At 42.7% G+C, this 24,980-nt stretch carries 22 protein-coding genes and 1 pseudogene; 11 read left to right on the forward strand and 12 right to left on the reverse strand.

Annotated features, from left to right (window positions below; translation table 11 throughout):
• Positions 1 to 156, reverse strand: a 156-nt coding sequence (locus E2K52_RS03940; protein WP_319922798.1) for a 5'/3'-nucleotidase SurE, incomplete at its 3' end; no start/stop codon positions are given.
• A 110-nt stretch (positions 157 to 266) separates the two neighbouring features.
• Between E2K52_RS03940 and E2K52_RS03945 the strand changes: the two genes are divergently transcribed.
• From E2K52_RS03945 to E2K52_RS03960, 4 genes are all read left to right on the forward strand, one after another.
• Positions 267 to 638 (forward strand): MCR_0457 family protein, encoded by a 372-nt coding sequence (locus tag E2K52_RS03945; RefSeq protein ID WP_151203873.1) that lies wholly within the window; start codon positions 267 to 269, stop codon positions 636 to 638.
• A 163-nt stretch (positions 639 to 801) separates the two neighbouring features.
• The gene (locus E2K52_RS03950) at positions 802 to 1,182 is read left to right on the forward strand and encodes an MCR_0457 family protein (RefSeq protein WP_151203874.1); all 381 of its coding nucleotides are present in this window, start codon (positions 802 to 804) and stop codon (positions 1,180 to 1,182) included.
• A 129-nt stretch (positions 1,183 to 1,311) separates the two neighbouring features.
• Positions 1,312 to 2,460: a D-alanyl-D-alanine carboxypeptidase PBP5/6 gene (gene dacC / locus E2K52_RS03955; RefSeq protein WP_151203875.1), complete on the forward strand. Its 1,149-nt coding sequence runs from the start codon at positions 1,312 to 1,314 to the stop codon at positions 2,458 to 2,460.
• Between the two features lie 102 nt (positions 2,461 to 2,562).
• Positions 2,563 to 3,102 carry a gamma carbonic anhydrase family protein gene (locus tag E2K52_RS03960; RefSeq protein WP_151203876.1) on the forward strand — a complete coding sequence of 180 codons (540 nt, stop codon included), beginning with the start codon at positions 2,563 to 2,565 and terminating at the stop codon, positions 3,100 to 3,102.
• A 195-nt stretch (positions 3,103 to 3,297) separates the two neighbouring features.
• Here E2K52_RS03960 and E2K52_RS03965 read toward each other — a convergent pair.
• From E2K52_RS03965 to tsaE, 5 genes and pseudogenes are all read right to left on the reverse strand, one after another.
• Positions 3,298 to 4,012, reverse strand: a pseudogene (locus tag E2K52_RS03965) (IS5/IS1182 family transposase).
• Between the two features lie 172 nt (positions 4,013 to 4,184).
• Entirely contained in the window at positions 4,185 to 4,523 is a 339-nt protein-coding gene (gene hfq, locus E2K52_RS03970; protein WP_151203877.1) for an RNA chaperone Hfq, read from the reverse strand.
• 93 nt (positions 4,524 to 4,616) lie between these two features.
• Positions 4,617 to 5,561 (reverse strand): tRNA (adenosine(37)-N6)-dimethylallyltransferase MiaA, encoded by a 945-nt coding sequence (gene miaA / locus E2K52_RS03975; RefSeq protein ID WP_151203878.1) that lies wholly within the window; start codon positions 5,559 to 5,561, stop codon positions 4,617 to 4,619.
• A 6-nt stretch (positions 5,562 to 5,567) separates the two neighbouring features.
• On the reverse strand, positions 5,568 to 7,538 hold the full coding sequence (gene mutL / locus E2K52_RS03980) for a DNA mismatch repair endonuclease MutL (protein WP_151203879.1): 1,971 nt from the start codon (positions 7,536 to 7,538) through the stop codon (positions 5,568 to 5,570).
• Complete coding sequence (gene tsaE, locus E2K52_RS03985; RefSeq protein WP_151203880.1) at positions 7,528 to 8,007, reverse strand: tRNA (adenosine(37)-N6)-threonylcarbamoyltransferase complex ATPase subunit type 1 TsaE; 480 nt, start codon at positions 8,005 to 8,007, stop codon at positions 7,528 to 7,530. The genes mutL and tsaE overlap by 11 nt, the downstream gene beginning before the upstream one ends.
• Positions 8,008 to 8,135: 128 nt before the next feature.
• On the opposite strand from tsaE, the gene E2K52_RS03990 reads away from it, so the two are divergent.
• From E2K52_RS03990 to E2K52_RS04000, 3 genes are all read left to right on the forward strand, one after another.
• Positions 8,136 to 9,044 carry a pseudouridine synthase gene (locus E2K52_RS03990; protein ID WP_151203881.1) on the forward strand — a complete coding sequence of 303 codons (909 nt, stop codon included), beginning with the start codon at positions 8,136 to 8,138 and terminating at the stop codon, positions 9,042 to 9,044.
• A 114-nt stretch (positions 9,045 to 9,158) separates the two neighbouring features.
• Positions 9,159 to 9,506, forward strand: coding sequence for a type II toxin-antitoxin system RelB/DinJ family antitoxin (locus E2K52_RS03995; protein ID WP_151203882.1), 348 nt, complete (start codon positions 9,159 to 9,161; stop codon positions 9,504 to 9,506).
• Positions 9,507 to 9,603: 97 nt separating this feature from the next.
• A complete protein-coding gene (locus E2K52_RS04000) occupies positions 9,604 to 10,047 on the forward strand; it encodes a GNAT family N-acetyltransferase (protein WP_151203883.1) in 444 nt (147 codons plus the stop codon).
• Positions 10,048 to 10,066: 19 nt separating this feature from the next.
• On the opposite strand, the gene E2K52_RS04005 is transcribed toward E2K52_RS04000, so the two are convergent.
• Positions 10,067 to 10,774: a pseudouridine synthase gene (locus E2K52_RS04005; RefSeq protein WP_151203884.1), complete on the reverse strand. Its 708-nt coding sequence runs from the start codon at positions 10,772 to 10,774 to the stop codon at positions 10,067 to 10,069.
• A gap of 136 nt (positions 10,775 to 10,910) precedes the next feature.
• Here E2K52_RS04005 and E2K52_RS04010 point away from each other — a divergent pair, with 136 nt between their 5' ends.
• Positions 10,911 to 11,363 (forward strand): DUF441 domain-containing protein, encoded by a 453-nt coding sequence (locus tag E2K52_RS04010; RefSeq protein WP_151203885.1) that lies wholly within the window; start codon positions 10,911 to 10,913, stop codon positions 11,361 to 11,363.
• A 180-nt stretch (positions 11,364 to 11,543) separates the two neighbouring features.
• Here the strand turns inward: E2K52_RS04010 and E2K52_RS04015 are convergent, their stop codons facing one another.
• From E2K52_RS04015 to hrpA, 5 genes are all read right to left on the reverse strand, one after another.
• On the reverse strand, positions 11,544 to 12,527 hold the full coding sequence (locus E2K52_RS04015; RefSeq protein ID WP_151203886.1) for an ion transporter: 984 nt from the start codon (positions 12,525 to 12,527) through the stop codon (positions 11,544 to 11,546).
• Positions 12,528 to 12,652: 125 nt separating this feature from the next.
• A complete protein-coding gene (locus E2K52_RS04020) occupies positions 12,653 to 14,368 on the reverse strand; it encodes an AAA family ATPase (RefSeq protein ID WP_151203887.1) in 1,716 nt (571 codons plus the stop codon).
• Between the two features lie 87 nt (positions 14,369 to 14,455).
• The gene (locus tag E2K52_RS04025; RefSeq protein ID WP_151203888.1) at positions 14,456 to 16,459 is read right to left on the reverse strand and encodes a hypothetical protein; all 2,004 of its coding nucleotides are present in this window, start codon (positions 16,457 to 16,459) and stop codon (positions 14,456 to 14,458) included.
• A gap of 493 nt (positions 16,460 to 16,952) precedes the next feature.
• Complete coding sequence (locus E2K52_RS04030; RefSeq protein ID WP_151203889.1) at positions 16,953 to 18,065, reverse strand: beta-ketoacyl-ACP synthase III; 1,113 nt, start codon at positions 18,063 to 18,065, stop codon at positions 16,953 to 16,955.
• Positions 18,066 to 18,095: 30 nt separating this feature from the next.
• Positions 18,096 to 22,016, reverse strand: a complete 3,921-nt coding sequence (gene hrpA / locus E2K52_RS04035; protein WP_161981117.1) for an ATP-dependent RNA helicase HrpA — start codon at positions 22,014 to 22,016, stop codon at positions 18,096 to 18,098.
• A gap of 352 nt (positions 22,017 to 22,368) precedes the next feature.
• Here hrpA and ahpC point away from each other — a divergent pair, with 352 nt between their 5' ends.
• From ahpC to E2K52_RS04050, 3 genes are all read left to right on the forward strand, one after another.
• A complete protein-coding gene (ahpC, locus tag E2K52_RS04040) occupies positions 22,369 to 22,932 on the forward strand; it encodes an alkyl hydroperoxide reductase subunit C (protein WP_005097370.1) in 564 nt (187 codons plus the stop codon).
• Between the two features lie 948 nt (positions 22,933 to 23,880).
• A complete protein-coding gene (locus tag E2K52_RS04045; protein WP_151203890.1) occupies positions 23,881 to 24,318 on the forward strand; it encodes a hypothetical protein in 438 nt (145 codons plus the stop codon).
• Positions 24,319 to 24,494: 176 nt separating this feature from the next.
• Positions 24,495 to 24,980 carry an NUDIX hydrolase gene (locus tag E2K52_RS04050; protein ID WP_151203891.1) on the forward strand — a complete coding sequence of 162 codons (486 nt, stop codon included), beginning with the start codon at positions 24,495 to 24,497 and terminating at the stop codon, positions 24,978 to 24,980.

Genomic DNA, 24,980 nt, shown 5'->3' on the forward strand with positions numbered 1-24,980 from the left:
CCGGAGGGGACGGTCCAAGGTCAGCGCACTGGAATAGCCGCTGCGTTCACTTTCAGGTGCCACCACCACTACACGCCCTAAAGAACTTAAAGCCCTTGCCAAAGCCTGAAGACCAGGGGCAAACACACCATCATCATTTGAAATCAATATATTCACAAAAAATCTCGTTATGCCAGAAAATGACTCGTTAGGACATTTCATTGTATTCGTTCAGGAATTATATATATTTGTGGCCTTACATCCACCTTTAATAAATCTGGTTCATCATGATGAAAAAAAAATCTTTATCAGGGGTAGCATTGTGCTTTAGCGCACTTTTTTCTCACTCAGTACTTGCAACGACTGATCTGACCACCGAAGAAAGCAATACAATCATTAAAGAAGATATTGCCGCAGCACAAGTCATGGCTGAGGTATGCCCTGCCATTATTGGTAAAAATGCAACATTTGACAGCGTAATTCAGCAATTGATCCAAACATATCTTGGGGAATACTCGGTTAAAGGCATGACCTATTCAGCGCTTCAGGCCGATTCAGAATATAAATCTTTACTGGAAGAAGCACGTGACGGTGCAAAACAGTCTTCTCAGGAAGAACAACAAACAGTTTGCCAGGAAATTCTTGACCATCAAGGTTGAGTCCGGTGTTAGGATCCTAAATAAGACGGTGCTCACATCGTCTTATTTTTCTTACAGATATCTTCACAATTCTACAGCTTCACTACATTTTCATACTTTTCAATTTAAGAAATAGGTTTAAGCTAGGCAAATTATTGTTCTAAAGCTGATTTTTGAGTTTTCAATGAAAAAGACCTTATTTAAAACCTTCTCTTTGTGCGCCATTTCTGTGGCAACTTTTCTGGGCGCTTCCGCCCACGCTGCTGATGAAAATATTGAAGTTACACCCGTTCAATCTGTGACTCCGCATGAACTTGCTGCAATTTATGTCTTATCTGAAATCTGTCCAGGCATGGTCAAGGACAAAGCCAAATTCAACCAGGGCTATAACAAGCTGGTGGCTGAATATTTACCAGGTCAGAAAAATCCGGTAGAAAGCTTAAATCAATTGAGCAAACAAGCAGATTTTCGTCATATTCTGGCCGAAGCCAAGACCGATGCCAAAAAGGCCGGTAAGAAAAAAAATCAAGTGATTTGTGATGAATTAACTGCCTACAGCAATTAAATCATTTTTCTTGCAGCTACTTACAATACTTTTAAAATAACCCCGGGTTTCCCATAGAAGTCAGCCTAGCTTTGTCCTAAAATGCTAGGCTCTTTTGTGCCTACATCAAGATATTGGAACCCACTAGAAATGACCCAAAAAACCGCTCTTGCTGCATTATTATTAATTCCTAGTTTCAGCTTTGCAGCAACTGTCTTATCTGCACCACCAGAATTGAATAATAAATCTTATGTGCTAATGGACTTCGAGACAGGGCAAATTCTCGCTGCAAAAAATGAAAATGAAAAACTTGCCCCGGCTTCAATGACCAAGATGATGACCAGTTATCTCATCGAACAGAAGTTATTAAGCGGTGAGCTGACTGAAAATGAACAGGTTCGTATGAACGAATCTGCCTGGTGCCGTGGGAGTAGCACCGAGTCATGTATGTATGTGCCCTTAAATGGTACCGCGACTACACTGGAAATGTTACGCGGGATTATTATCCAGTCCGGTAATGATGCTTCTAAGGCGATGGCTGAACATATTGCAGGGAACGAAGGTACCTTTGCACATATGATGAATCAGGAAGCGAAACGTATCGGCATGGTCAATACCAGCTTTGTGAACTCAACCGGTATGCCCGCAGAAGGTCATTATTCAACTGCAAAAGATATGGCGATTTTGGCACAGCACATCATTAAAGACAGCTCAAAATACTATCCAATTTATTCAGAAAAAGAATTTACCTTTAATGGCATCAAACAGGGTAACCGTAATGCTCTACTCTATACAGATCCAAGTGTGGATGGCTTAAAAACCGGCCATACCGATGAAGCGGGTTTCTGTTTAACCACCTCTGCCAAACGCGGACCAACTCGCCTGATCTCGGTGATTTTTGGTGCGCCATCGATGCAGGAACGTGCCTCACAGACACGCGACTTGCTGGCTTGGGGTTATGCCAACTTTGAAACCAAAAATGTTCAACCCGCCAAGCAGGTGTTGGCTAAGGCCAAAGTCTGGTTTGCAAAGGAAGATGAAGTTCAGATCGGCCTTGCAGAAAACTTTAATGTGACTATGCCTAAAGGTCAGGCTAATGCCATTAAAACCCAGTTGGTGGTTCAGCCGAAACTGACTGCACCGTTACAGCCAGGTCAGGTCGTGGGGAAATATGTAGCGACTCTGGATGGTAAAGTCATTTCAGAAAAACCGCTAGTTGCTTTAAATGCGGTTGAAGAAGCAGGCTTCTTTGCACGTATGCTCGACCATATCAAACAGTTCTTCAGCAACCTGTTCTAAGTCAAACATTCCGTCTTAGACGAAAGCCAAAGCATTCACTCAGATGGATGCTTTTTTGTTCTATACTCTTCATGTTTTTTAATAAGCCTCGGACCCCGCAATATGCACCCAAATATTCGCCCTTATTTAAGCACTCACCCACAGATCGATACTTCCTGCTATATCGATCCCATGAGCATTGTGGTCGGTGATGTGGTATTGGCTGAAAATGTCTCAGTATGGCCTTTTGCGGTGATTCGTGGTGATGTGAACTCGATTCGAATCGGTAAAAACTCCAACGTTCAGGATCATGCCATGCTGCATGTCAGCCATAAAAAATCTGACAAACCGAATGGTTCACCTTTAATTATTGGAGAAGATGTCACGATTGGCCATCATGTGACTCTACATGGCTGCACCATTGGCAACCGCGTCCTCATTGGCATTAACAGTATTATTCTGGATGATGTGTTAATTCCTGATGATGTCATGATTGGTGCAGGAACGCTGGTACCGCCCGGCAAGGTACTGGAAAGCGGCTGGTTATATGTGGGCAGCCCTGCCAAAAAAGCCCGTCCACTAACTGAAAAAGAGTTGGCTTTTTTACCCTATTCCGCACAGAATTATGTCAAGGTATCGACTAATTACTTGAACCAAGCTTGAGCTTCTCTATCCATCATACATAAAAATTGGCTTAAAAAATAAAAGGACGAGAGGCACCGCTTGGGTTACCACACCAAATGCACAGCTCTAGTCCTTGTGTGCGATAGTAGTCAATTACTCTGGTGTTGATGCTTTTTTCTCAAACAGCAGCATTGCTATATGTAAGTGGTTCTCAAGTTAGGGACTGTTAACCTTTCATAAAGGCAGCCAAATATAAATATAAGCTAAAAAAAACCGCACTTTAATAATTTCGCTTTAGCTGATCATACCGAGTAGCCATACCTCTAAGCTGTTTTAAGCTTGCAAAGCTATTGTCAACTAAAGGCCTCATTTCATATACATACCGATCTATATTTTTACCGCTAGACTTCGAGTGAATTCTTCCCGAAACATTCATTTAATTTTGAATATATTGATTTTTGTCTCTTAGTGATTTTCCATCATAACTTTTATCAGCAATAATATCAGTTTCAGCCACACCCAAACGAACAACCAAAGCAGGAGAAACTTGGACCTTATAGCTTGTCTCATCCCCAATGATAATTCTAGGATTACCATTTAAATCGACTCCTAAATGAATTTGAGCACTGTCTCCACCGATACTTTTGAAATACCCTGATTTTGAATGCCCGTAGCAGACTGATGTGTGCGCCTAGCTTGCACCAATAAATATCCACTCTGAAGCAACGTCAGAGGAAATTAAATACGTTGAATAGTTTATTTTTGACCATCGAGAAAACCGCTTGAATATTATATTGGATTTCCTAAAGGCGGTAAGTAAATCTCGCCAAGACTAACCTATACAAATTTGATCAAAAATAGTTTCAATAAAATTTTAAAGATCTCGTTCGGGATAAATATAAAAATGACGGAAAATAGTTCTTAACTTAGACCGCGTTGATGTCAGCATGGTATGAGGTGTAATGAGTGTAAAATCGGGTTAGCGATTGATTGTACTATCTCGCTATTTTTTAAAAAATATCTATAGATCCGACACTACAATATTAAATTTTTTTATAGGTTTAAAATTAATACTTATAAAAAAACCTCTCAATAGAGAGGTTTTTTTATTTCAGATTCGATTAACGATTGTTTTCGTCGTCTGAAGAATCTTCAAATTTCGAGTCATTCTCAAAGCCTGTGCCTTGAGCACCAAAGCCTGCGCCTTGACCACCAAAGCCCGCGCCTTGAGGACCAGCAGGTGCACCAGCAGGACGTGGATTACGTGCAGGAACTACAGTTGAAATTGCATGTTTGTAAACCATTTGGCTTACTGTATTTTTTAATAAAACAACATATTGGTCAAAAGATTCAATATGACCTTGTAATTTGATACCGTTTACCAGGAAGATAGAAACAGGAATACGTTCCTTACGAAGAGAATTCAGAAACGGATCTTGTAAAGTTTGACCTTTAGACATGTTATAACTCCAAAAAAAATTAAAAATCAGCGCAAAAAACTATCTCTATTTTTCAATTAAAAATTATAAAAAAGATAGTCTCTAAATTTTGCTTTATCCGTGACAGTTTCGCAAGTCTTCTTGGGCCTGCTCGAACGTAAAATATGTAGTAAATTTATGCTTTTCTTGCAAAGATCTCAACCAGGTATATTGACGTTTTGCAAGTTGTCGTGTTGCGAACAAAGCCTTATCTTCCATTTCTCGTTGTTTTTCGCTACTTATATTGCCATTTTTTAAGAATTCTATGGCCTGACGATAACCAACTGAACGCATTGACGGTAAATTATCATCAAAATCGTATTTTCCCATTAACTCCTTAACTTCATTCAAAAATCCGTTTTTCCACATTAATTCAAGCCGTATCTCAATACGTTTGTGCAATTCTACCCGATCTGGCATCAGGGCATAATTATGGAAACTGTAACGATATGGTTGATTTTTTGGTTGTTCTGCTTGTAGTTTTGTAATCGGCTCACCTGTCAGCCTAAAGACTTCCAAGGCACGGATGATGCGCTGTTTATCACTTGGCTTAAACTTTTGTCCAGCGACCGGGTCAACCCGACACAATTCTGCATAGACGGCCTCCCAGCCTTCACGTATAGCCTGATCTTCAATCTCAGCACGAACCGTATAGTCTGCACTTGGCAAATTATCAGACAAACCCTCTAATAGCGCCTTAAAATACAGCATAGTGCCACCCACTAAAATCGGAGTCTTACCACGGGCATGAATCTCATCAATCAGTTTGCAGGCATCTTCGACAAAGTTTGCAGCCGAATAGACTTCCATCGGACTAATAATATCGATCAGATGATGCGGATAACGCGCCAGTTCCTCTTTTGAGGGCTTGGCTGTACCAATATCCATCTCCCGGTAAACCAAGGCTGAATCAACTGAAATCAGTTCAAAATTTCCTTGCTCATAAAGTTCACATGCCAAAGCAGTTTTACCGCTTGCAGTTGGTCCCATTAAATTGATGACCGGTAGTTGATTGGACATGTAAGACTACTCTCCCCGAGCAAAAAGTTTATCAAGTTGAGCCAATGGAAAAGCTCGCCAGGTTGGACGACCATGATTACATTGACTCGCAAATTCAGTGTGTTCCATCTGACGCAATAAAGCATTCATTTCAGATAGACTTAAAATACGATGGGCACGTACTGCACCGTGACAAGCCATGCCTGCCAGAATCTGGTCACGTTTCTGCAATAAGCCCTGCGCCTGATCATTGGGATCAAGGTCATTAAGAAGTTCAGGAATCAAGGCATCAAAATCGGCTTTGTGCAAAATGGCCGGTACACCACGTACAATCACCTGCTCATCACCATACTGATCAATTTCCAGCCCCAGACGTGCCAGCTGATCTCTCAGCTCATCAATCCGCATGGCCTGCATCCGGCTGATATTCACAACTTTAGGTATCAGCAATTGTTGTGACATCCAGAATTCCGGCTTGTCCCAGGCCATTTTCATCTGTTGCAGCAAAATACGTTCATGTGCCGCATGCATATCCACAATAATCAGGCCTTCGGTATTCTGTGCCAGAATATAAATGCCATGCAGCTGGGCAATGGCAATGCCTAAAGGATGTTCATCGACTTTGCTTTGCAGATGGGTCTGAAAGCTATCGCCAACAGACGCATCGGTAACAGTGTCAAGCTCTCGCAAGGGTGCCAAATAGCTTTTTAAGGCATTATTGAGCTGCTGTGAACCAGTATAAGATTTACTGTAATCCGGCGCATAATGCACAGTTTGCGGCCGTGAGGATTCAAAATCTGTCAGTATATCCAAAGGTGCATTTTCGTCCTGAACAGAGACAGTGGACGAGTGAGCTGGCATTTGGGCTATCACTGACTGGTGCAGGCTGAATTGCTCCTGATAGCGTGGTTGAGATGCACTCGCCACAGCTTCATCTTCAGTCTTCATTGCCTCTGACAGATCAGCACTCGCCGTCTGGAACTGTGCCAAGGTTTCCTTGGCATAATGCCGTACAAACTCATGCACTTCACGCTGGTTCAGAAAACGTATTTCATGCTTGGTCGGATGCACATTGACATCAATACTTTCCGGGTCAATTTCCAGAAACAGTAAATAGGCCGCATGCTGATGACCATGCAGAATGCCATCATACGCCATACGCAAGGCATGGGAAATGGTCTTATCTTTGACAATCCGCCCATTCACATAAACATATTGCAGATCAGCCTGTGCACGTGCATCAGAGGGATGACCGAGCCAACCCGATAAACGCATGTTAATACTATCCGCATCCATCCAGTAAGCATTTTCAGTAAACTGGCGGCCAAGTAACTGCTGCACCCGCTGAAAGCGTAATGCGCCACTGTCTGCCACTGGCAGATTCAGTTTGATGCTGTCATTGTGTTCCAGAACAAAACGGATATTAAAATGGGTCAAGGCCATACGGCGGACAATTTCTTCAATATGCCCAAATTCGGTTCCAGGCTTTTTCAGAAACTTACGTCGTGCCGGTACATTAAAGAATAAATCCTGCACCCGGATCTGGGTGCCTTTAGGCGCCGCGACCGGCTGAATTTCCTGATGTTCAAACGCGGTTCCATTGACTTCGACCTGATAGCCAATGCCGTCTTCATTCTGGCTACTGGTCAGACTTAAACGCGATACAGCAGCAATCGATGCCAAAGCCTCACCACGAAATCCGAGACTGTTAATGGCATGCAGCTCTTCCGCAGTCTGAATTTTACTGGTCGCATGACGCAGCACAGCCAATGGCAAATCTTCATGATGGATACCACGTCCATTATCAGTGATTTCAATCAGTGTACTGCCGCCCTGTTCTACCCGGATCAGCAGCTCGGTTGCTCCTGCATCAATTGAGTTTTCCAGTAATTCCTTCACCACAGATGCGGGGCGTTCAATCACCTCTCCCGCTGCAATCTGGTTGGCGAGTGCCGGATCAAGTGCACGGATACGGCGTATACTGAGATCATGAACCATGTGAAAATTCGCGCTCCAAAGCCTGTTTTAATGCCAGATTAGATGAAATCAAACTCACAGTACGTGTAAGTTCATCTTCGGATTTTAAAATTTCAATAATTAAATCTGCCTGTGGAATTTCATCCCCACCTTTAGATGGCCATTCAAATAAAAATAACGCATTCGGCGTTTCCAGATAATCTCGAATGCCCATCAATTCAAGCTCATAAGGGTCATTTAGACGATACAGGTCAAAATGAAAAATATCCTGCTCATTAATTTGATACGGCTCGACCAAAGTATAGGTGGGGCTTTTTACCGAGCCTTTGTGGCCAAGCTGCTGCAAGTAATAGCGCGTTAATGTAGTTTTCCCTGCCCCCAAGTCACCAATCAAATAGACAACACCAGCAGGAAAGGTTTCTGCCAGAACTTTGGCCAATTTTCGGGTATCTTCTTCATGATTTAAAGTGACATTCAAGGAATAAGGCATATTACTCACGACATGCGATAAAAGAATAATTATGATAGCATCGCAGCACTTTAAAAGCCTATTCACCTCTGTGAGAAACTGTGTTTTTTCACAGCATCTGTTTTAATAAGAGAGCTTGCGACCTAATCATGCATTCGCCTGTTGATTTTAAGCCACCTATGCTGAATGGCGTAAGTGCGAGTAAAGTTTTTTTGCAAGCTGTTTCCCCCCGTCCTGCGACCATTTATGCTTATTTATGTCAGCAGTTCCGGCACATCGAACCCCGCGAATGGCAGTCCCGCTTTGAGCTCGGTCTGGTGTATGACGCTCAGGGCCAAGTCTTAACGGTAGAGAGTCCCTTTCAGCCCAACACGCACTGTTTTTACTATCGCTTTTTGGCTTATGAAGCCCATGTTCCCTTTCAGCATCAGATTCTGTTTGAAAACGAACATCTGCTGGTGGTCGACAAGCCACACTTTTTGACCATGAGTCCCACCGGACAGTATGTACAGGAAACGTTACTCGTCCGGCTAAAACAGCAGACCGGAAATGAGCATCTTAGCCCGATTCACCGACTGGACCGTGAAACTGCCGGAGTTGTGCTGATTTCCAAATGTGTAGAATCGCGTGGTGCCTATCAGCAGATGTTTGCGACCCGGCAAGTACAAAAAACCTATCATGCGATTGCCGCTTATCGTCCTGATTTAAACTTCCCGATGACTTTAAGCCTGAAAATGGAAAAAGGGCAGCCTTTTTATACCATGCAGATCGTTGAAGGTGAGCCAAATAGTGAAACGCTTATTCAACTGCTAGAACACAAAGGGCAATGGGCGAAATATGAACTGCACCCCCATACCGGAAAACAGCATCAGCTGCGCGTCCATTTGAATCATTTAAATATCCCGATTCAACATGATCCTTTTTATCCCGAAGTGGTGCATAAAGCTGAATATGACTTTTCCCAGCCTTTAAAACTGCTTGCCAAACAGCTCCAGTTTAAGGATCCGCTCACAGAACAACAGATGAGTTTTAGTTCAAAATTTGAATTGACACTGTAAATCGCTTGTCATTACAGATTATTTTCTAAAATCGGTCGCTTTAAGATTGAAATTCAACATTAAATGATTAGAATAAATGCGAAAAGTTAAGTAATTTAAAGCTTTGAAAATATTATGAGAAAAACTGAAGTCTATCAAATTCGCCTGGATTCCCAAGAAAAGAAACAGGCTTTTGCAGTATTTAAGCAATTAGGGATTACACCCGCTCAGGCAGTGCGGCTGTTTTTTAAACAGGTTGTTATTACCAAGTCAATTCCTTTCTCCATCGAGAACCAGAATATCGATCTGGAGCAGCTGATTAAATTGCGCAAACTGAAGCAAAATGAACTGAGAGCAGAGCAAGCCCTTCATCCGGTTACTACTGCTCAGGCAGCAGATCATCAAGAACTGGTTGCAGATGATGATCATCTTGATTTATTTGAAGAACTTAATGCAATTTTGGGTGAAAGCGACAAAATTTAACATTGTTGCACTTAGGAACAATTCTTAAGTCCCTCCTCTGGCTAATTTCGCTATGCTTTATGCTAATGATCAAGCAAAATTAGCATGGAGTAAGCCAATGATTGTACGACGTGCCCAGTCGGAAGATCTGCATAATCTGGCTGTTTTATTTGATGAGTATCGCCAGTTTTATGGTGCTTCTTCCAATTTCGATCTTTCCCATCAATTTCTGAAACAGCGTTTTGAAGATGGTCAAACCGTTATTTTCATTAATACTAAAGATGAGGCCTTAATTGGCTTTATTGTGCTGTATTTAGGTTTTTCCTCAGTTGCCTGTTCCACTTATTATATTTTGGATGATGTTTATATCAGCCCGGCTTATCGCCGTCAGGGCGCAGCCAAACAGTTGATTGATACAGCAGTTTTATTTGCCAAACATCAACAGGCCTTAAGAATCAGTCTGGAAACCCAAAAGAACAATTACCAGTCCCACCACTTGTATGAATCCATGGGATTTGTTAAAGATGATGAGTTTCAGACTTACCACTGCTTTTTAAAATAAACCTTTTAACTTGAGCTTGTTATTCTGAACGGAATTTTGCCTGAGCCACCTGTTCTTCGGTCAAATAAATCCATTCCCCATCCCCCAAGTCATTACATGCCAATGCCCCAATCTGGGCACGATGTAGCTGCTCAACTTTATTTCCCACTGCAGCCAGCATACGCTTAACCTGATGATACACCCCTTGATGAATGGTCATTTGTAAACGTTTTTCATCCAGACGACTGATATGGGTCGCTGCAAAGATACCTTTTTCATTTCTTAGCTCAACTCCCTGTTCCAGCTGCTGAATCTGCTCCGTTGTAATCGGATCGGCTGTGGTCATCTGATAAACCTTTGCCACATGCTTTTTCGGGTGCGTCAGGGCTTGCAGAAACTGACCATCATCTGTCAGTAGTAACAGCCCGGTGGTATCCTGATCCAGACGACCCACACATTGCAGGCCGCGATTCAACAGAATGTCGTCAAACAGGTCAAAAACACTGAAGTGATGTGTGGCCTGATGGGAACATTCATAGCCTTGAGGCTTATTTAAAGCGATATAGACTTTTTCCCGGTAGCGATGTTCATGACCATAGACACTAAATATAAGGTCTTGCAGATTGAGCTTATATTTGGGTTCATCGATGATTTCTCCCTGAATTGAAACAGCACCATTCTTAATTAGTTGCTGGCAATGCTTACGTGAACCGAAACCTTGTGATTGCAACATTTTCTCTAATAGCATCTGTTTGAACCTGCTTAAACGGGAGATAGGCGCATTCTATACTGAAATTCCATCAAGATTCTGCGCTGTCCGGTTTTTCTCCCCCTCTCAGGTTAAAAAGCCTATAATCCTGTGAAGTTTCATTTTTCTATCTCCTATGTCCCAACTTGATTTAAACCTGATTGTTCTTTTGGTTTTACTGGCTTGCGGTATATTTAGCCATAATAGTGCAGTGACCATTGCTGCAGCGGTGCTGATTGTACTTAAAATTACGCCACTGCATGACCTACTTCCTTATGTTCAGCAGCACGGGCTAAATATCGGGATTATTATTTTAACGATTGGCGTATTGGCCCCGATTGCGAGTGGAAAAATTCCTGGGGAAAGCATTCTGAAATCTTTTCTTAGCTGGAAATCTTTACTGGCGATTAGTATTGGTCTTTTTGTGGCCTGGCTCGGTGGACGTGGGGTCAAACTGATGGCAAATCAGCCAGATGTAGTGGCCGGCCTGTTGATTGGTACAGTCGCAGGTGTAGCTGTCCTGCGTGGCGTACCGGTGGGACCATTGATTGCAGCCGGAATTTTATCGTTATTGATTGGAACCAGATAATGGGAGTGAATTCGCATCAAGTGTAACAAAGCGTAATCTAGGAAAAAGAAGATGTTTTGAAACATCCCTGTTGTAGCTTCCTGGCATATCCATTTATCGCAGCCATGTACTCAATAATTTCCGTTCCAGAGCTTAAGCAGTCACCTATTAGAATAGTTTTAAGCCCTTTGGATAAGCATTTCAATCCGGTAGTTTTTTCCCGCAATGTGGACAATAAGCATAGTGCTCCCGCTCTTGCTGTAATGCTTCTTCGCGTTGCTCACGCATCAATTGAAAAATAATATCCTGCGTCTGCTCCATACTCAGTCCGACCTCTTTACGAATATTTTCAATTTTCTCTTGATCAATCAATAAATCAATTTTAGCATTTTGTAATAATTCTCTAAACTTTAATTCCAGATTTTGTTTACGTTGTTCCAGCTCATGCGTTAAACCCGTGGCTAAAATACCCGCCGGCAACGCGGCTAGCCCTACCCCTAAGATGGTAATAAGTGCACCCAAAAAACGCCCTACAGGCGTAATAGGGGTTACATCTCCATACCCCACAGTGGTGAGTGTGACCACCGCCCACCACATAGAAGCCGGAATTGAAGTAAATACCTCTGGTTGCGCCTTGCTCTCAACCACATATATACAGGCGGCTGCCATGACAATCATGATGCTCAAAATAAATACGACTGCCTGAAAAGAACCTTTTTCACGTTCAATCACGCGCAAGAGAATTTGCAAGGATACAAAATACCGAGTCAACTTTAACAGTCGTAACAGCCGTAAAATTCTGAGAAAACGTAAGTCGATCGGCACCCAAAAATTGATATAAGCCGGTAGAATGGCTAATAAATCAATCATTGCTCCACCGCTTTTTACCCAATTCAGGCGATTCTTCCATGCACTTTCAAAGGGACTCTCTTCCGCGATAGACCAAAAACGCAAGAGATATTCGATAGAAAAAATCAGGATAGAAAAATATTCAAATAAATCAAAAAACAACGAATAAGATTGATAAATATCATTTACTGATTCCAATAATACGGCGCTGGCATTACTAATGATCAGTAAAATTAAAAAATAGTTGATGATCCGGCTAAATTTTGTTTCGTATTCTTCATTATGTAAATTGTTATAAACGAATTTCCTGAGTGAGTACCACGTGGTAAATACCATATTCGTGCAAATTGTGATTGAGAGTACTTTCTATTTTAATCTGTTAATTCAAGTTGAAAAAGATGGAATGCCGGATAAATGATAAAGTATTTATCAAACATCCATCTTCAGTACTTCACGCAAGGTTATTCAACAAACAGTAAGGCCAGACGCACCTGATCATAGCCCATCCGCGGACTGGTCAGCTCGACAATCGGGCGTAATTTGATACTGCCATCATCATTAAAATGATCGGAGTTTTGGCGTTTAGTCAGACGTTTATAAATCTTGCGCACTTGCTCAACCACCTCTTCCCCCGGATGAGCGATTGAAATATCCAGTCCTCGTTCCTTCTGCAAACGGCCCAAATGATTAATAATGGTTGCAGGCGTCAGACCACGTTCTGTCGCAATATCAGCAATTTCATAGCCTTCTTCAAACAGTTCACGGGTTTCATCCAGCGTGGCAGTGGCATAATTGGTTTTAGCGCCACTTTTGGTAATTTTCCTTTCATTACGCTGAATTTCAGTTTCATTCAAGGTTCCGCCGCAGTGACGAATAAAGGCCTTATGCTGAGTAGTCAAGTCGACATGAGAAAAATTAGCCTCGGCTTCATCAGACAGTTCCTGAAAACGGCGATCTGCTTTAATCGCCAAACTGTCAAGCTCTAAAGCCTGTTCATTAAAACCTTTCAGGCGTAATCCACTTAAGGTCTTTAAACGTGACAGCGCAACATAGCCCTGCCCTTTTTCAAAGGTATGGTTGAGGTCAATTTCAGCCGCCTCTAATGTCATGCCTTGAGATTTATGAATGGTAATGGCCCAGGCCAGACGTAAGGGAATCTGCTGGAAACTGGCAATGGTTTTACCCGCTTCATTATCGACCGACCAGGTTTCAGGCTCAACAAGCAAGGTGGTTCCATCGGTGAGTTTCACTTTAGGCAGAATGCCATATTCATCATCATCTTCAAAACCAATGACTTCCCCCAAACTGCCGTTGATATAACCCATATCAAAGTTATTTTTCACGAACATCACTTTGGCATGTTTTTTCAGGGTTAAAGCCTCGGGGGCTCTCACGGATGATTTTAAGGTTTCAATCAGTTTTTCATTTCCATCACACTGCGCATCGAACTGCCGTGGCTCCTGATCAATTTCATTCAGATGTTTAAAGTTAATACTGTCCACATCCATGTTATGGGTATACAGACGCGTATAAGTCTCGCCGATTTCTTGCTGACGTGTGCTATGCAGGGCGGCCAGATGCTCCTGCGTAATGGCCTGAGCACGAATCGCATTTAAAATATCATTCAGATAATCATTGCCCTGACGATGCTGCTCAGTCAGATAACACACCCGAAACTTGGCTTCGACCCAAGCTTCAGACATAAAACAGAATTTGTCCCGATTACGCTCATCATTTTTACCCACTGGCGGTAACTGGAAAAAGTCACCTGCTACAATTACCTGAATGCCGCCAAAAGCCTCATCGCTTTCCTTGAAATATTTCAGTACCTGATTGACCAAATTCAGCTGCTTGGCATGCAACATGGAGATTTCATCAATAATCAGGACTTGCGCATTTTCCAGATGTTCTTTTAGGTATTTACGCTCTTTCATGCGCTTTAAGTCTTCGTCAGACAAAAAGTCCTTAATCCCGATACCCGCCCAAGTGTGAATCGTCATTCCGTTCATGTGCGTCGCCGCGATACCGGTCGAGGCCGTAATTGCGACAGAGACCTTACGGGCTTTTAGATAATTGATATATTGATTGAGCGTATAGGTTTTGCCTGCCCCTGCAGAACCGGTTAAAAAGACATTTTCTCCTGCTTTTAATAACTTAAGCGCAGTTTCCTGTTTCATAAAAAGAGATACCCTAAAAGAACGGCTATAGCCTAACGATTTTTGGCGGAAAAGTTAAGCATCACGGCGGAAAAGGCCTAAATCCGGTCAGGCTTGCAGGTTGAGCCAGTCAATAAAATGCTGGGCAATATTGATGTATTCCAGTTCCGCTTTTTGATTGTTCGGATACTCCAGCTGGTCAAAAATTACATGCCCATCCTGTAACTGGCAACCCAAAATCAGCGGTAAATGAATATCGGGATGTGACATCCGAAAGGCCACATATTCTCCTTCAACGATCCGCTGTGCGTAACTTGCAGCCAGACAATTCCTGAATATTCGAGCTTCCTCAAGAATCCGGTCTAAACTTTTTAACTCCTCAAAGCGCCAATTAAAATACAGTAAAAACGGTGCCTGGGTACGTGCTGTCCAGCTCGCTAGGGCAAACTCCTTTTTAAGCTTGGCGACAATTTCTTGTTTCTGAATATGGTTATGCCACGCTACGGCTTGAGCGAACAGGCTGCTCCAAGTCAGATTTTTAGCCACATCAGCATGAGTAGAAAAATATTCCGGTAAATAATCACGCACATAACCATTAAAAACTGACTCACGCACATGCTGGTTCTGCAAATAAAAGCGCTTTCGAAACTCTACAAAAGGAATGCGGTTCCGCTGCAATACATGATAAAAATCGCGGTCCTGCTGTGTCTGCGGGCGAATATAGGCCAGCACATCTACTGGCAGATCCTGAGTGGCTTTATATAAATGTTGCATAAATGCCTGCATGACCCGGCTTAAATTGGTATACACCTTTTTAGTCATATGATCATTCAGTGCCATATCCCGTAATAAGCCTCTCCACTCATCCAGATACAAAATGGAGGGGCTAATGGCAATACGCTGATCTTCATAGGCTTGGCCAGTACCTTTCAGAGCAACCTTCTGATTCTGCTGATGCTGAAACCAGCCATATTGAATCGCATATTGATGCGCACTATGAATGAACAGACGCGCTGCCACATATTGAAAATATTGCAGGGTGGCCAGAATGATTTGTGGATGAATATGATGGCTATCAATAAAGCTTAAAGCGGTCGCGGCCACCCGTACACTGCTGTGCTGAATATTCATGCTCAGCCAATCCAGCACCTCGGCAGACTGTTTAAATAGCCAGTTAACCGTGCGCTTGCAATCAAATAGGGGGAAATTAGCCACCTTTTTTTGCCACAAATAACTGTCATTTTCCAGAAAATTGCGCTTGGATAACAAGTCATCCCGTTGCCAGATCTCGCGGTTCATTAGACGAACAAAGCCCAACAGATTACTTTGCTCTTCAGCATGACGATATAACAGTCGAATATCATCGATATGCTCATTCAGCTCATACAGGTTAAAACGGTTCTCAAAAGATAATGCCATAATCCGGAGAGTCGCCGGATGCAGGAACTCGGCTGCACTAAAACAAAACTCATCTAAACTATCCATCAAGGATTGAATCGACAGGAACTCATTCGACTGTAAGTAGTGTAAGGAAAAAACCTGCTGCAAGCGGTTCAAAATCTCGACAGGAATTTCTTGTCCATGCTGGACATAGGCATACAGCAACGGTTGATGATACAGCTCTGCCTGAATCATCAGAGAGTCCATAATTTCGGCTTGAACAGCTGATATCTGGCTCAAACATTCAGCAACCCGCTTCGGCCCCTCTACCCAGGCATAGACCTGATCTATAAGAATCTGGCGTAACGACTTGGCCTTGTCTCTTAAAAAAAGTGAATGCTGGGGTTTTAAATCACCGGTTAAAAAGTAAATATCTTGAAAAAAGAAATCTTCCAGTGCTTCGGCTTTGGCCTGTTTAAAATCAAAATGAGCCTCCGCCAAGACATGTGCCCGTTGCTGATCTAAATCCTTGGGCGTATAAAACTGGATATAAAACATTCCATTGAGCAGATCAATCCGGTGCTGCTCTTGATAAATCTTGAACAGGTTTTGCGCATTCAGCTGGCCAATCAGCGCCATCTGATCGAGATAAAGTTCGTTCAGATTGGGGAAAATACTGAGACTTTGTTGAGCAGACTGCTTTAAACGCCGTAGCAGGCTATCCTGTTCCATATATGAATCCCCATCATTTTATTTTTCTATTGAAGCATATTGAGTCATAGGCCTAGAAGCGATTGTCTTTAAAAACAGTTCTGCACGTGCAGGCTTAAAAAACCAATTATTATTTTTAAACTATTTCGACTTACTGTAAAGCAAAGTAAAAATTAAAAAAAGACCGCTAAATGATCTTGCAGACACCTGACAGTAATTGCTTAAACCTCAGAGATTTCGAGTTGTGAACGGTCACAAAAGCTGATCAATTCCTCCAAAGTCTGCCCATGTACAATAGATTACGGCCGCATAGGCTAAAAACAAAAAAGATAAGCGTTGGGAAAAGCATTATTTGAGTATAGCAGCACCTAACAATGGCCATAATCAGCGTACTGCTCATGGCCATTTGATGTTTCTTTTACCCCTTATTCATCATTATCGGAACCGCAATGAGGCTCTAGATATAATGAATTAGCGATGTGCATTGCAGTAGACCTGTAATAGCGCTTCTGGCTTAGGCAACATGCTTTTGTACCAGGATTGAGCCTACAGAATAGCCCGCACCAAATGAACACAGCACGCCATATTCACCATCTTCAACTTCATTTGCAGTACGGTGTAAAGCAATAATTACCCCTGCAGAAGAGGTGTTGGCGAATTCATTCAGAATGATCGGTACCAGACCCGGTTTGGCATTTTCTTTGCCCACCACCAGTTTCAAAATCAGTTCATTCATACTGGCATTGGCCTGGTGCAACCAGAAGCGTTTTACATCTGTAGGTACAATCTGGTTTTTTTCCAGCTGGGCGGTGATCATTTTCGCCACCAGTGGACACACTTCTTTAAAGACTTTACGGCCGTCCTGACGGAAACGCTTATCATCAATATCTGCATTTTCTGAGAGATTCAGGAAACCAAAGTTATTGCGGATATTGTTCGAGAACTGGGTAAAAAGCTGGGTATCCAGAATTTCAAAACCGGTTTTAGTCTCTGTATCTTCAATGATGGAAGCGGTGGCCACATCACCAAAAATAAAGTGACAGTCACGTGAACGGAAATCGGTATGTGCAGAAGTAATTTCCACATTTACCAATAACACACGACGTGCGCTGCCCGCTTTGATCGCATCATGCGCCTGCTTCAAACCAAAGGTCGCTGCTGAACAGGCGACGTTCATATCATAGGCATAGCCCTGAATTCCCAAAGCCGTCTGGATTTCAATCGCCACGGCCGGATAAGCACGTTGCAGGTTGGAACATGACAAAATTACGATATCAATATCTTCAGCAGTTACACCGGCATTTTCCATGGCCTGTTGAGCAGCAATAACGCCCCATTCAGCCTGAAGTGAGATTTCATCATCTGAACGTTCACGTAAATTTGGACGTAAACGTTTCGGATCTAGAATCCCGCTTTTCTCAACGACATAACGGCGCTGTACACCTGATGCTTTTTCAATAAATTCTGCGCTAGAACCACGACGCGCTTCCAGTTCGCCTGCTGCGATCTTGTCGGCATTTTCGTGATTATACAGTTCCACATAAGCATTTAAACTTTCAACTAACTCTTCATTGGTAATGACCTCTTCTGGATGGAACAAGCCAGTACCTGTAATGCGGATGCCCATGTAAAACTCCTTCTCAAAATGACCTATATCTTAACTGATTCCCAGACGTTCCCATACTTTTTGCAGGCGATTTGGAGAAATGGGTGTTTTCGTTTTCATGGGTTGTGAAAACAATGAGATCCTTAACTCCTCGACCATAAAATACAATTCTTTAAGGCGAGCGTCATTTTTAAACTTAAATAATTTTTCCATCCACGGATCAATTTGGTCAATGGCGGAATCATCCCTCTGTAGGTTATTGGGCAAGCGCTCTAAACGCAAGATCAAGGCTTTCAAATAGCGTGGAAATTCCAGCCATACGTCGGATGGTTTCTGGTAAACAAAGTCAGAAAGACTCATCAAATCAAGCTGGTCCTCAATATCATCGATATTTTTTCCAAATATAGAAGCGTCGAGCACCAGGAGTTTACGACGAATTTCCTGCCATTGAATATAAATATCCGTGATCTCTTTGAGCGCAGTTTGCCCATATATCAGGAAAGATTTTTTTACATCTTCCACTGTTTTTTGAAACTCTTGCACATTGACAGGCAGTTCTTTAACTGACATCTGCAGTGTGGCATAAACTAACATTTGCTCTAACTGGGCTTTGTCTCCCAGAGGCGAATACGCCAGCGCCAACGGTTTGGAAATCTGCTTTTTCAGCTGGCGAACCAGATCACCCAGCTGCATATGCACCAACCGGATAATTCCTTCCCGATGCTGTTTGACGGCCTCAGCCTGATCATTAAAGGTCTGAATGACCACACCAGATTTATCTTTCTGTTCCAGCGTAGCAAATTTTTTGCTCGGCACCAGTGCCTGATATTGCTTCACCATCACGCCTGTGACTTTTTGCGAGGCTTCAAAAACAAAGTTTTCCGGGAAGGTTTTAAATTCACCTTTCAGCTGTTTGACCGGACTATGGGTTTCTGTACGGCAGCGTGCTTTTAACTCTGTCAGATCACGGCCCTGTTCAATCACACGGCCTTTTTCATCTACCACCTTAATGAGTGGCAGCAGATATTGCTCGACCCGCTCAAAGCTAAAATCTTTTTCGCTGATCTGCTCGCCCCGTAACTGGAAAGCCAGAAAACTGAAAATATGTTCCTGCAAATGTACCGCATCAATCCGGGCGGCCAGCTTTTGCGCTGTATCTGGAATTGGCACCAGAGCACGGCGTTTATCTTTAGGCAGGCTTTTTAATAGCGCTTCAATCAGCTCCAGACGCCAACCCGGAATACCCCATGACCAGACATTTTCATCGACTTGCGGCAATGCCTGTAATGGAATCTTCACCGTCGCCCCATCTTCATCATGACTTGGATCAAAACGGTAGCTGGTGGCCAGACGTAATTCACCATTACGCAAATAGTCAGGGAACTGCTGTGTCGTCGGACGGTCATTTAGCCACAAGGCATCATCATCAACAAACAGATAACGCGGCTCATGTGGCTCGACCGTCGCACGCCAGTCTTCAAAACTGCGGCGACTGGCCACTTCCGGCGGTACTTTCGAGGCATAAAACTGGTAAATCGTTTCTTCATCGACCACCAGATCGCGGCGGCGCAACTTGTCTTCAACTCGCTCCACTTCTTCCAGTTTGAGCAGATTATGCTTCAGGAACGGCGGATTGATGCCCAGATGACCCGTGGTTAAAGCATCGCGCAGGAAAATCTCGTGCGCTGCGGCCTGATCGACTTTTTCATAATTCACCGGACGTTTTGGCTCAATAATCAGGCCAAATAAAGAAATCTGGTCATAGGCATTGACCACGCCGGCTTTTTTCGACCAGTGCGGCTCAAAATAATGATGCTTGAGCAAGTCACGCGCGGCCAGCAAAATCCATTCTGGTTCAATCTTCGCCAAGGTACGCAAATACACCTGTGAAGTTTCGACCATTTCAAAGGCCATGACCCAAGGCGTATTGGTTTTATGTAAGGTCGAAGCCGGGAAAATACGTGCCTTTTGCTGACGCACCGCCATAAATACATTGCGTTCATCGGTCTTATTGGCAATGAAAGAGAGTAAACCAGTTAATAGCGCGCGATGCAGATTCTCATAACTGGTCTTCTTTTCATTAAAAGACAGCTTTAAACCTTTGGCCAGATCCACCAGCTGTTCATGGGTTTTCTTCCACTCCCGCAGACGTAACCAGCTAAGGAAATGATTGCGCGCAAAACTACGGCGTTTATTTTCACTCATGCTTTCGCGGTTATTGTGCAGGGCTTCCCAGAGTTTTAAATAAAACAGAAAGTCGGAATCTGCTTCACGGAATAATGCATGTTTCTGATCGGCCTGCATCTGCTTGTCTGCGGGGCGCTCACGCGGATCTTGTACAGCCAAAGCTGCAACAATAACCAGCACTTCATTCAGCGCACCAAAATGCGCACCACCGAGAATCATCCGTGCCAGCCGCGGGTCAATCGGCATTTTTGCCATCTGCTGACCGATTTTGGTTAATCCACCCTGTGTTCCCCCTTTTTTTAAAGCGGAAGAAGTCGCCGATGGCTTTTCTTCAGTCACTTTAGAAGAACCTTTCTCAGTCATCGCTCCTAATTCAACCAGCAGCTTACGGCCATCATTAACCAGACGATGATCAGGCGGCTCGATAAAATCGAAATTTTCCAGGGAGCCCAGGCCCAGACTCTGCATCTGCAAAATCACCGAGGCCAGGTTGGTCCGCTTAATTTCCGGTTCGGTAAACTCAGGGCGGCTTAAAAAGTCTTCTTCGCTATATAGACGGATACAGACACCTGGCGCAATACGGCCACAACGCCCCTTACGCTGATTGGCAGCCGCCTGGGAAACAGCTTCAATCGGTAAACGCTGCACCCGTGAACGATAGTTATAACGTGAAATACGAGCAAAACCGCTATCAATTACATAACGGATATTCGGAACGGTCAGTGCCGTCTCTGCCACGTTGGTTGCAATGATAATCCGTCGTCCCCCACCGGAAGGATTGAAGATTTTTTGCTGGTCAGCCAACGCCAGTCGGGCATATAAAGGGAGAACTTCGGTATGCCTTGGACCATGTTTCTGCAAAGTCTCCTGCAGCTCACGAATTTCCTGTTCAGTACTGGCAAAAATCAGGATATCGGCATGTTCAGGATGACCTTTTTCCTGCGCATCTTCAAAACACTCTTCAACGGCCCGAACCACAGCACGCGGCAGGTTTTCCTCAAAGTCATCAAACTCATCATCATCACTGCCGCCAATGCTCATTTCTGAAATCGGACGATAGCGGACTTCGACCGGATAGCTGCGCCCTTCCACTTCATAAACTGGTGCACCATTAAAGTAATCACTAAAACGGTTTACATCCAGCGTTGCAGAAGTGATGATAACTTTTAAATCTTTACGACGTGGCAACAGCTGCTTGAGATAGCCCATGATAAAGTCGATATTCAGCGAGCGCTCATGGGCTTCATCAATAATGATAGTGTCATATTTGGTCAGGAAACGGTCGTGGGCCAGCTCTGCCAGTAAAATACCGTCAGTCATCAAACGAACTATAGAGTCTTGTGAACCCTGCTGGTTAAAACGGACTTTAAAGGAAATAGATTCTCCCAGCTTTTCCCCAACCTCTTCGGCAATACGTTGCGAAACACTGCGTGCTGCCAGACGCCGTGGCTGGGTATGACCAATCAGACCCGTCAGCCCCCGACCCGCCAGCATCGCAATCTGAGGTAACTGCGTGGTCTTACCTGAACCGGTTTCACCCGCTACAATAATCACCTGATGCTGCTGGATGGCTTCAATCAGCTTGTCGGCATACTGGCTGACAGGCAGATCCTGATTGAGGTTAATCTCAGGAATGCGCTCAATACGCTGCATGACTTTGGCATGCGATTTTTCAAATAATTCTTCGTATTGTTTTAGATTTGCATCTTTACCTTTTTGGAGTCGATTTAAACGATGGCGGTCGCGCGCCATAACGAGCTGATCTACATTTAAAGGACTCTGCACTGAGAAAACACCTAATATAAAAAGACAATAAACTGCTATTTTACGCTGTATTGCCAGTCAGCGGAAGCTTGGGATTTTTGAATATTTTTATAATTTCCTCAACTAGACCCTTGAATTTTAGGGCCTCAACCTTCATCTTCTTAGGCAGGCTGAAGAACTGCTCTTTTGTCATTCAGTTATCATCTTTAGGTGATTGAATAGATCAAAAAGTCAGATTTGGTGGAATTGTAAACTTTATATTAGTTAATTCGGTTTTTCCGATCTTAATAATGTAAAAATACTGTTTCAGCAATAACAAAAAATCCGTTATCCTTTTGGAAATTAAATACAAACCTCAATCATGGAGACAATGATGAGCTTAATTAATACTGAAGTTAAACCATTTAAAGCAACTGCATTCCAAAATGGTCAATTTATCGAAGTAACTGAAGCTGACCTGAAAGGAAAATGGTCTGTTGTATTCTTCTATCCAGCTGACTTCACTTTTGTTTGCCCAACTGAACTAGGTGACCTTGCTGATAACTATGCTGAATTCCAGAAGTTAGGCGTTGAAATTTATTCAGTTTCTACTGACACTCACTTCACGCACAAAGCTTGGCATGATTCTTCAGAAGAAATCAAAAAAATCCAATACGTCATGGTTGGTGATGCGAACTGGACTCTTGCTAAAAACTTCGACGTATTAATCGAAGCTGACGGTCTTGCTGACCGTGGTACTTTCGTGATTGATCCAGAAGGTAAAATCCAGATCGTTGAAATCAATGCGGGTGGTATCGGTCGTGATGCTCAAGAACTTCTTCGTAAAGTTAAAGCAGCTCAATATGTACACGCTCACCCAGGCGAAGTTTGCCCAGCTAAATGGAAAGAAGGCGATGCAACTCTTGCTCCTTCAATCGACCTAGTTGGTAAAATCTAATTTGTATTAGATTAAACTGATTAAAAAAACCACGCTTTTTGCGTGGTTTTTTTATTTAAAAATAAAAATTTTACTTTATCCGGTTAGCCATGATGTGAAAGTGCCAAGCCATAATTGAGAACCTCTTTAAACTTACTGCATATGAAAATTTTTAAATCATCGTTCAAAGGCTCGAAACATCAACTTTTCAAATATCCAGCTGCTTATATTCCTTCCTCCCTGCCAGAGCAATAAACAGGAATAGCACTAGCGCAGATAATGGCAACTATTGAATTGAACGGTTGGGAAATAATAAAAGCATCGGGAAAATCGCAATCATAAAACCCATGAATGCCGCGATCAGTTTTTTATTTATATTTTCTTCTCATTAAACTCTAAAAGTATTAAAAATATGAGGGTTTCTACACATTGATTCAGTAGCGTCGATGTGAGATCAAAATCCTTCAGACAAGAAAAACCCCAGCATCCTGCTGGGGTTTTTCATATTGGTTGTTCGGTATAACTCCTGTCTTACCTTACTCTTTTTATGCCTATCTCTTGTTATTCTCTGGAATATCCTATTCCTGATAGCTCATCATAGAAAAACTTTAGTCTTCCAGATAGCCGTCAAAGGCCAAGTTTGATGTGAGTCAAAACCTACAAAACAGTCCCAATTCATCGACTAGTAATAAGAAATTCAGATCTAAGAATCTGAATCACCAGATAAAAAACCAAGATTAAGTGTTTTTAGGCGTTTTAATGATTGAATATTAGAAATCAGTTTAAAAATAGATGAATTGTTAAAGTATCTATTTTTAATGCTTTATAGCTTAAGCCTTCCCTTCCCACCCCAAAAAATAGATAAATAATCATCTTTTCATTATATTCAATGAAAGCCCCCCTGCTCTTTGTGAAGCGTAGTTATAGTGATAATAAAGAACGATCGAGTAAAAAAAGAGAATTAAGCTTATGACATACTCAAATGAAAAAATAGTAAAAGCCCTCTTGCTTGCTCCGGTACCCTTACTTTTCTTCACTGCATTGTTTTTTATCATGATGAATCGTGAATATGACTTATATTCTATTTTCGTTGTTTTTATAGGGCATGGTCTGGTTTATTTAGCCTATTGCATTTTAACAGTTCCTTTCAGCTTTTTACTCTCTGCTACTTTAAATCGCTATAATCTGCTTAATTTACTCACCATCTGTATTAGCACTCTCTTCATTGCCACGCCATTTTTTATTCTTTTTTCCTGGACTCATACAGGCCAAATTCCTGAGCAATGGTGGAAAATGTATAGCAATATTTCCACTATTTTAATGGCTCTATTTCCCGGCATCTGTTATTGGGTATTTCTTATTGGCCTAAAAGATAAAAAAGTACAGCGTATTAAGCACACGGCTTAATCAAACCCCTTCCAATTAGGCTTTTTTATGATTTATCAGCTTGCACCCTTTTGCTGGTAATGCTCAATTATTCAAAAAAGTAAAACCTGGCCAAAGCGCCAAAGAAAAACTCATCTCACATAGCCACGTCTTGCTAAATTTTGTAGAATAGGGCTTTTCCTGCCATGGTGCGTTTTATGACTGCTTGGACTGCTCACGTTACTGTCGCGACTGTCGTTGAAAAAGATGGAAAATTTCTGTTTGTCGAAGAACATACAGAAGCGGTTAGCCATACTGTATTCAATCAGCCTGCCGGTCATGTGGAAGCAGGTGAAACCATTGTCGAAGCAGCTATTCGTGAAACTCAGGAAGAAACCGGCTATCAGGTTCAGATCACCGATCTGATCGGTATCTATACTTATACTCCGCCCATGTTTCCAGATCGGACCTACTACCGTTTCTGCTTGAAGGCCGAAACGATAAGTTATGATGAACAGGCTGAACTCGATACCGGTATTGTGCGTGCAGTCTGGATGACGCCAGATGAACTGATTGAAACAGCCCGTGCCCGTAGCCCCTTAGTACTAAAAGCGGTGCAAGATGCTCAGGCAGGAAAACGCTATCCTTTATCGCTCATTTACGAGCACCAGAATTCTCCCTTAATTTCAAATTTGGATGCCTAA

The sequence above is a fragment of the Acinetobacter sp. RF14B genome (genome assembly GCF_006864105.1).
Lineage (GTDB): Bacteria > Pseudomonadota > Gammaproteobacteria > Pseudomonadales > Moraxellaceae > Acinetobacter > Acinetobacter lwoffii_C.

Excerpts from the sequence above, each read along its gene's own strand:
- E2K52_RS03945 (WP_151203873.1), top strand. The coding sequence starts at position 267 with ATGATGAAAAAAAAATCTTTATCAGGGGTAGCATTGTGCTTTAGCGCA.
- E2K52_RS03950 (WP_151203874.1), top strand. The coding sequence starts at position 802 with ATGAAAAAGACCTTATTTAAAACCTTCTCTTTGTGCGCCATTTCTGTG.
- dacC (WP_151203875.1), top strand. The coding sequence starts at position 1,312 with ATGACCCAAAAAACCGCTCTTGCTGCATTATTATTAATTCCTAGTTTC.
- E2K52_RS03960 (WP_151203876.1), top strand. The coding sequence starts at position 2,563 with ATGCACCCAAATATTCGCCCTTATTTAAGCACTCACCCACAGATCGAT.
- hfq (WP_151203877.1), bottom strand. The coding sequence starts at position 4,523 with ATGTCTAAAGGTCAAACTTTACAAGATCCGTTTCTGAATTCTCTTCGT.
- miaA (WP_151203878.1), bottom strand. The coding sequence starts at position 5,561 with ATGTCCAATCAACTACCGGTCATCAATTTAATGGGACCAACTGCAAGC.
- mutL (WP_151203879.1), bottom strand. The coding sequence starts at position 7,538 with ATGGTTCATGATCTCAGTATACGCCGTATCCGTGCACTTGATCCGGCA.
- tsaE (WP_151203880.1), bottom strand. The coding sequence starts at position 8,007 with ATGCCTTATTCCTTGAATGTCACTTTAAATCATGAAGAAGATACCCGA.
- E2K52_RS03990 (WP_151203881.1), top strand. The coding sequence starts at position 8,136 with ATGCATTCGCCTGTTGATTTTAAGCCACCTATGCTGAATGGCGTAAGT.
- E2K52_RS03995 (WP_151203882.1), top strand. The coding sequence starts at position 9,159 with ATGAGAAAAACTGAAGTCTATCAAATTCGCCTGGATTCCCAAGAAAAG.
- E2K52_RS04000 (WP_151203883.1), top strand. The coding sequence starts at position 9,604 with ATGATTGTACGACGTGCCCAGTCGGAAGATCTGCATAATCTGGCTGTT.
- E2K52_RS04005 (WP_151203884.1), bottom strand. The coding sequence starts at position 10,774 with ATGCTATTAGAGAAAATGTTGCAATCACAAGGTTTCGGTTCACGTAAG.
- E2K52_RS04010 (WP_151203885.1), top strand. The coding sequence starts at position 10,911 with ATGTCCCAACTTGATTTAAACCTGATTGTTCTTTTGGTTTTACTGGCT.
- E2K52_RS04015 (WP_151203886.1), bottom strand. The coding sequence starts at position 12,527 with ATGGTATTTACCACGTGGTACTCACTCAGGAAATTCGTTTATAACAAT.
- E2K52_RS04020 (WP_151203887.1), bottom strand. The coding sequence starts at position 14,368 with ATGAAACAGGAAACTGCGCTTAAGTTATTAAAAGCAGGAGAAAATGTC.
- E2K52_RS04025 (WP_151203888.1), bottom strand. The coding sequence starts at position 16,459 with ATGGAACAGGATAGCCTGCTACGGCGTTTAAAGCAGTCTGCTCAACAA.
- E2K52_RS04030 (WP_151203889.1), bottom strand. The coding sequence starts at position 18,065 with ATGGGCATCCGCATTACAGGTACTGGCTTGTTCCATCCAGAAGAGGTC.
- ahpC (WP_005097370.1), top strand. The coding sequence starts at position 22,369 with ATGAGCTTAATTAATACTGAAGTTAAACCATTTAAAGCAACTGCATTC.
- E2K52_RS04045 (WP_151203890.1), top strand. The coding sequence starts at position 23,881 with ATGACATACTCAAATGAAAAAATAGTAAAAGCCCTCTTGCTTGCTCCG.
- E2K52_RS04050 (WP_151203891.1), top strand. The coding sequence starts at position 24,495 with ATGACTGCTTGGACTGCTCACGTTACTGTCGCGACTGTCGTTGAAAAA.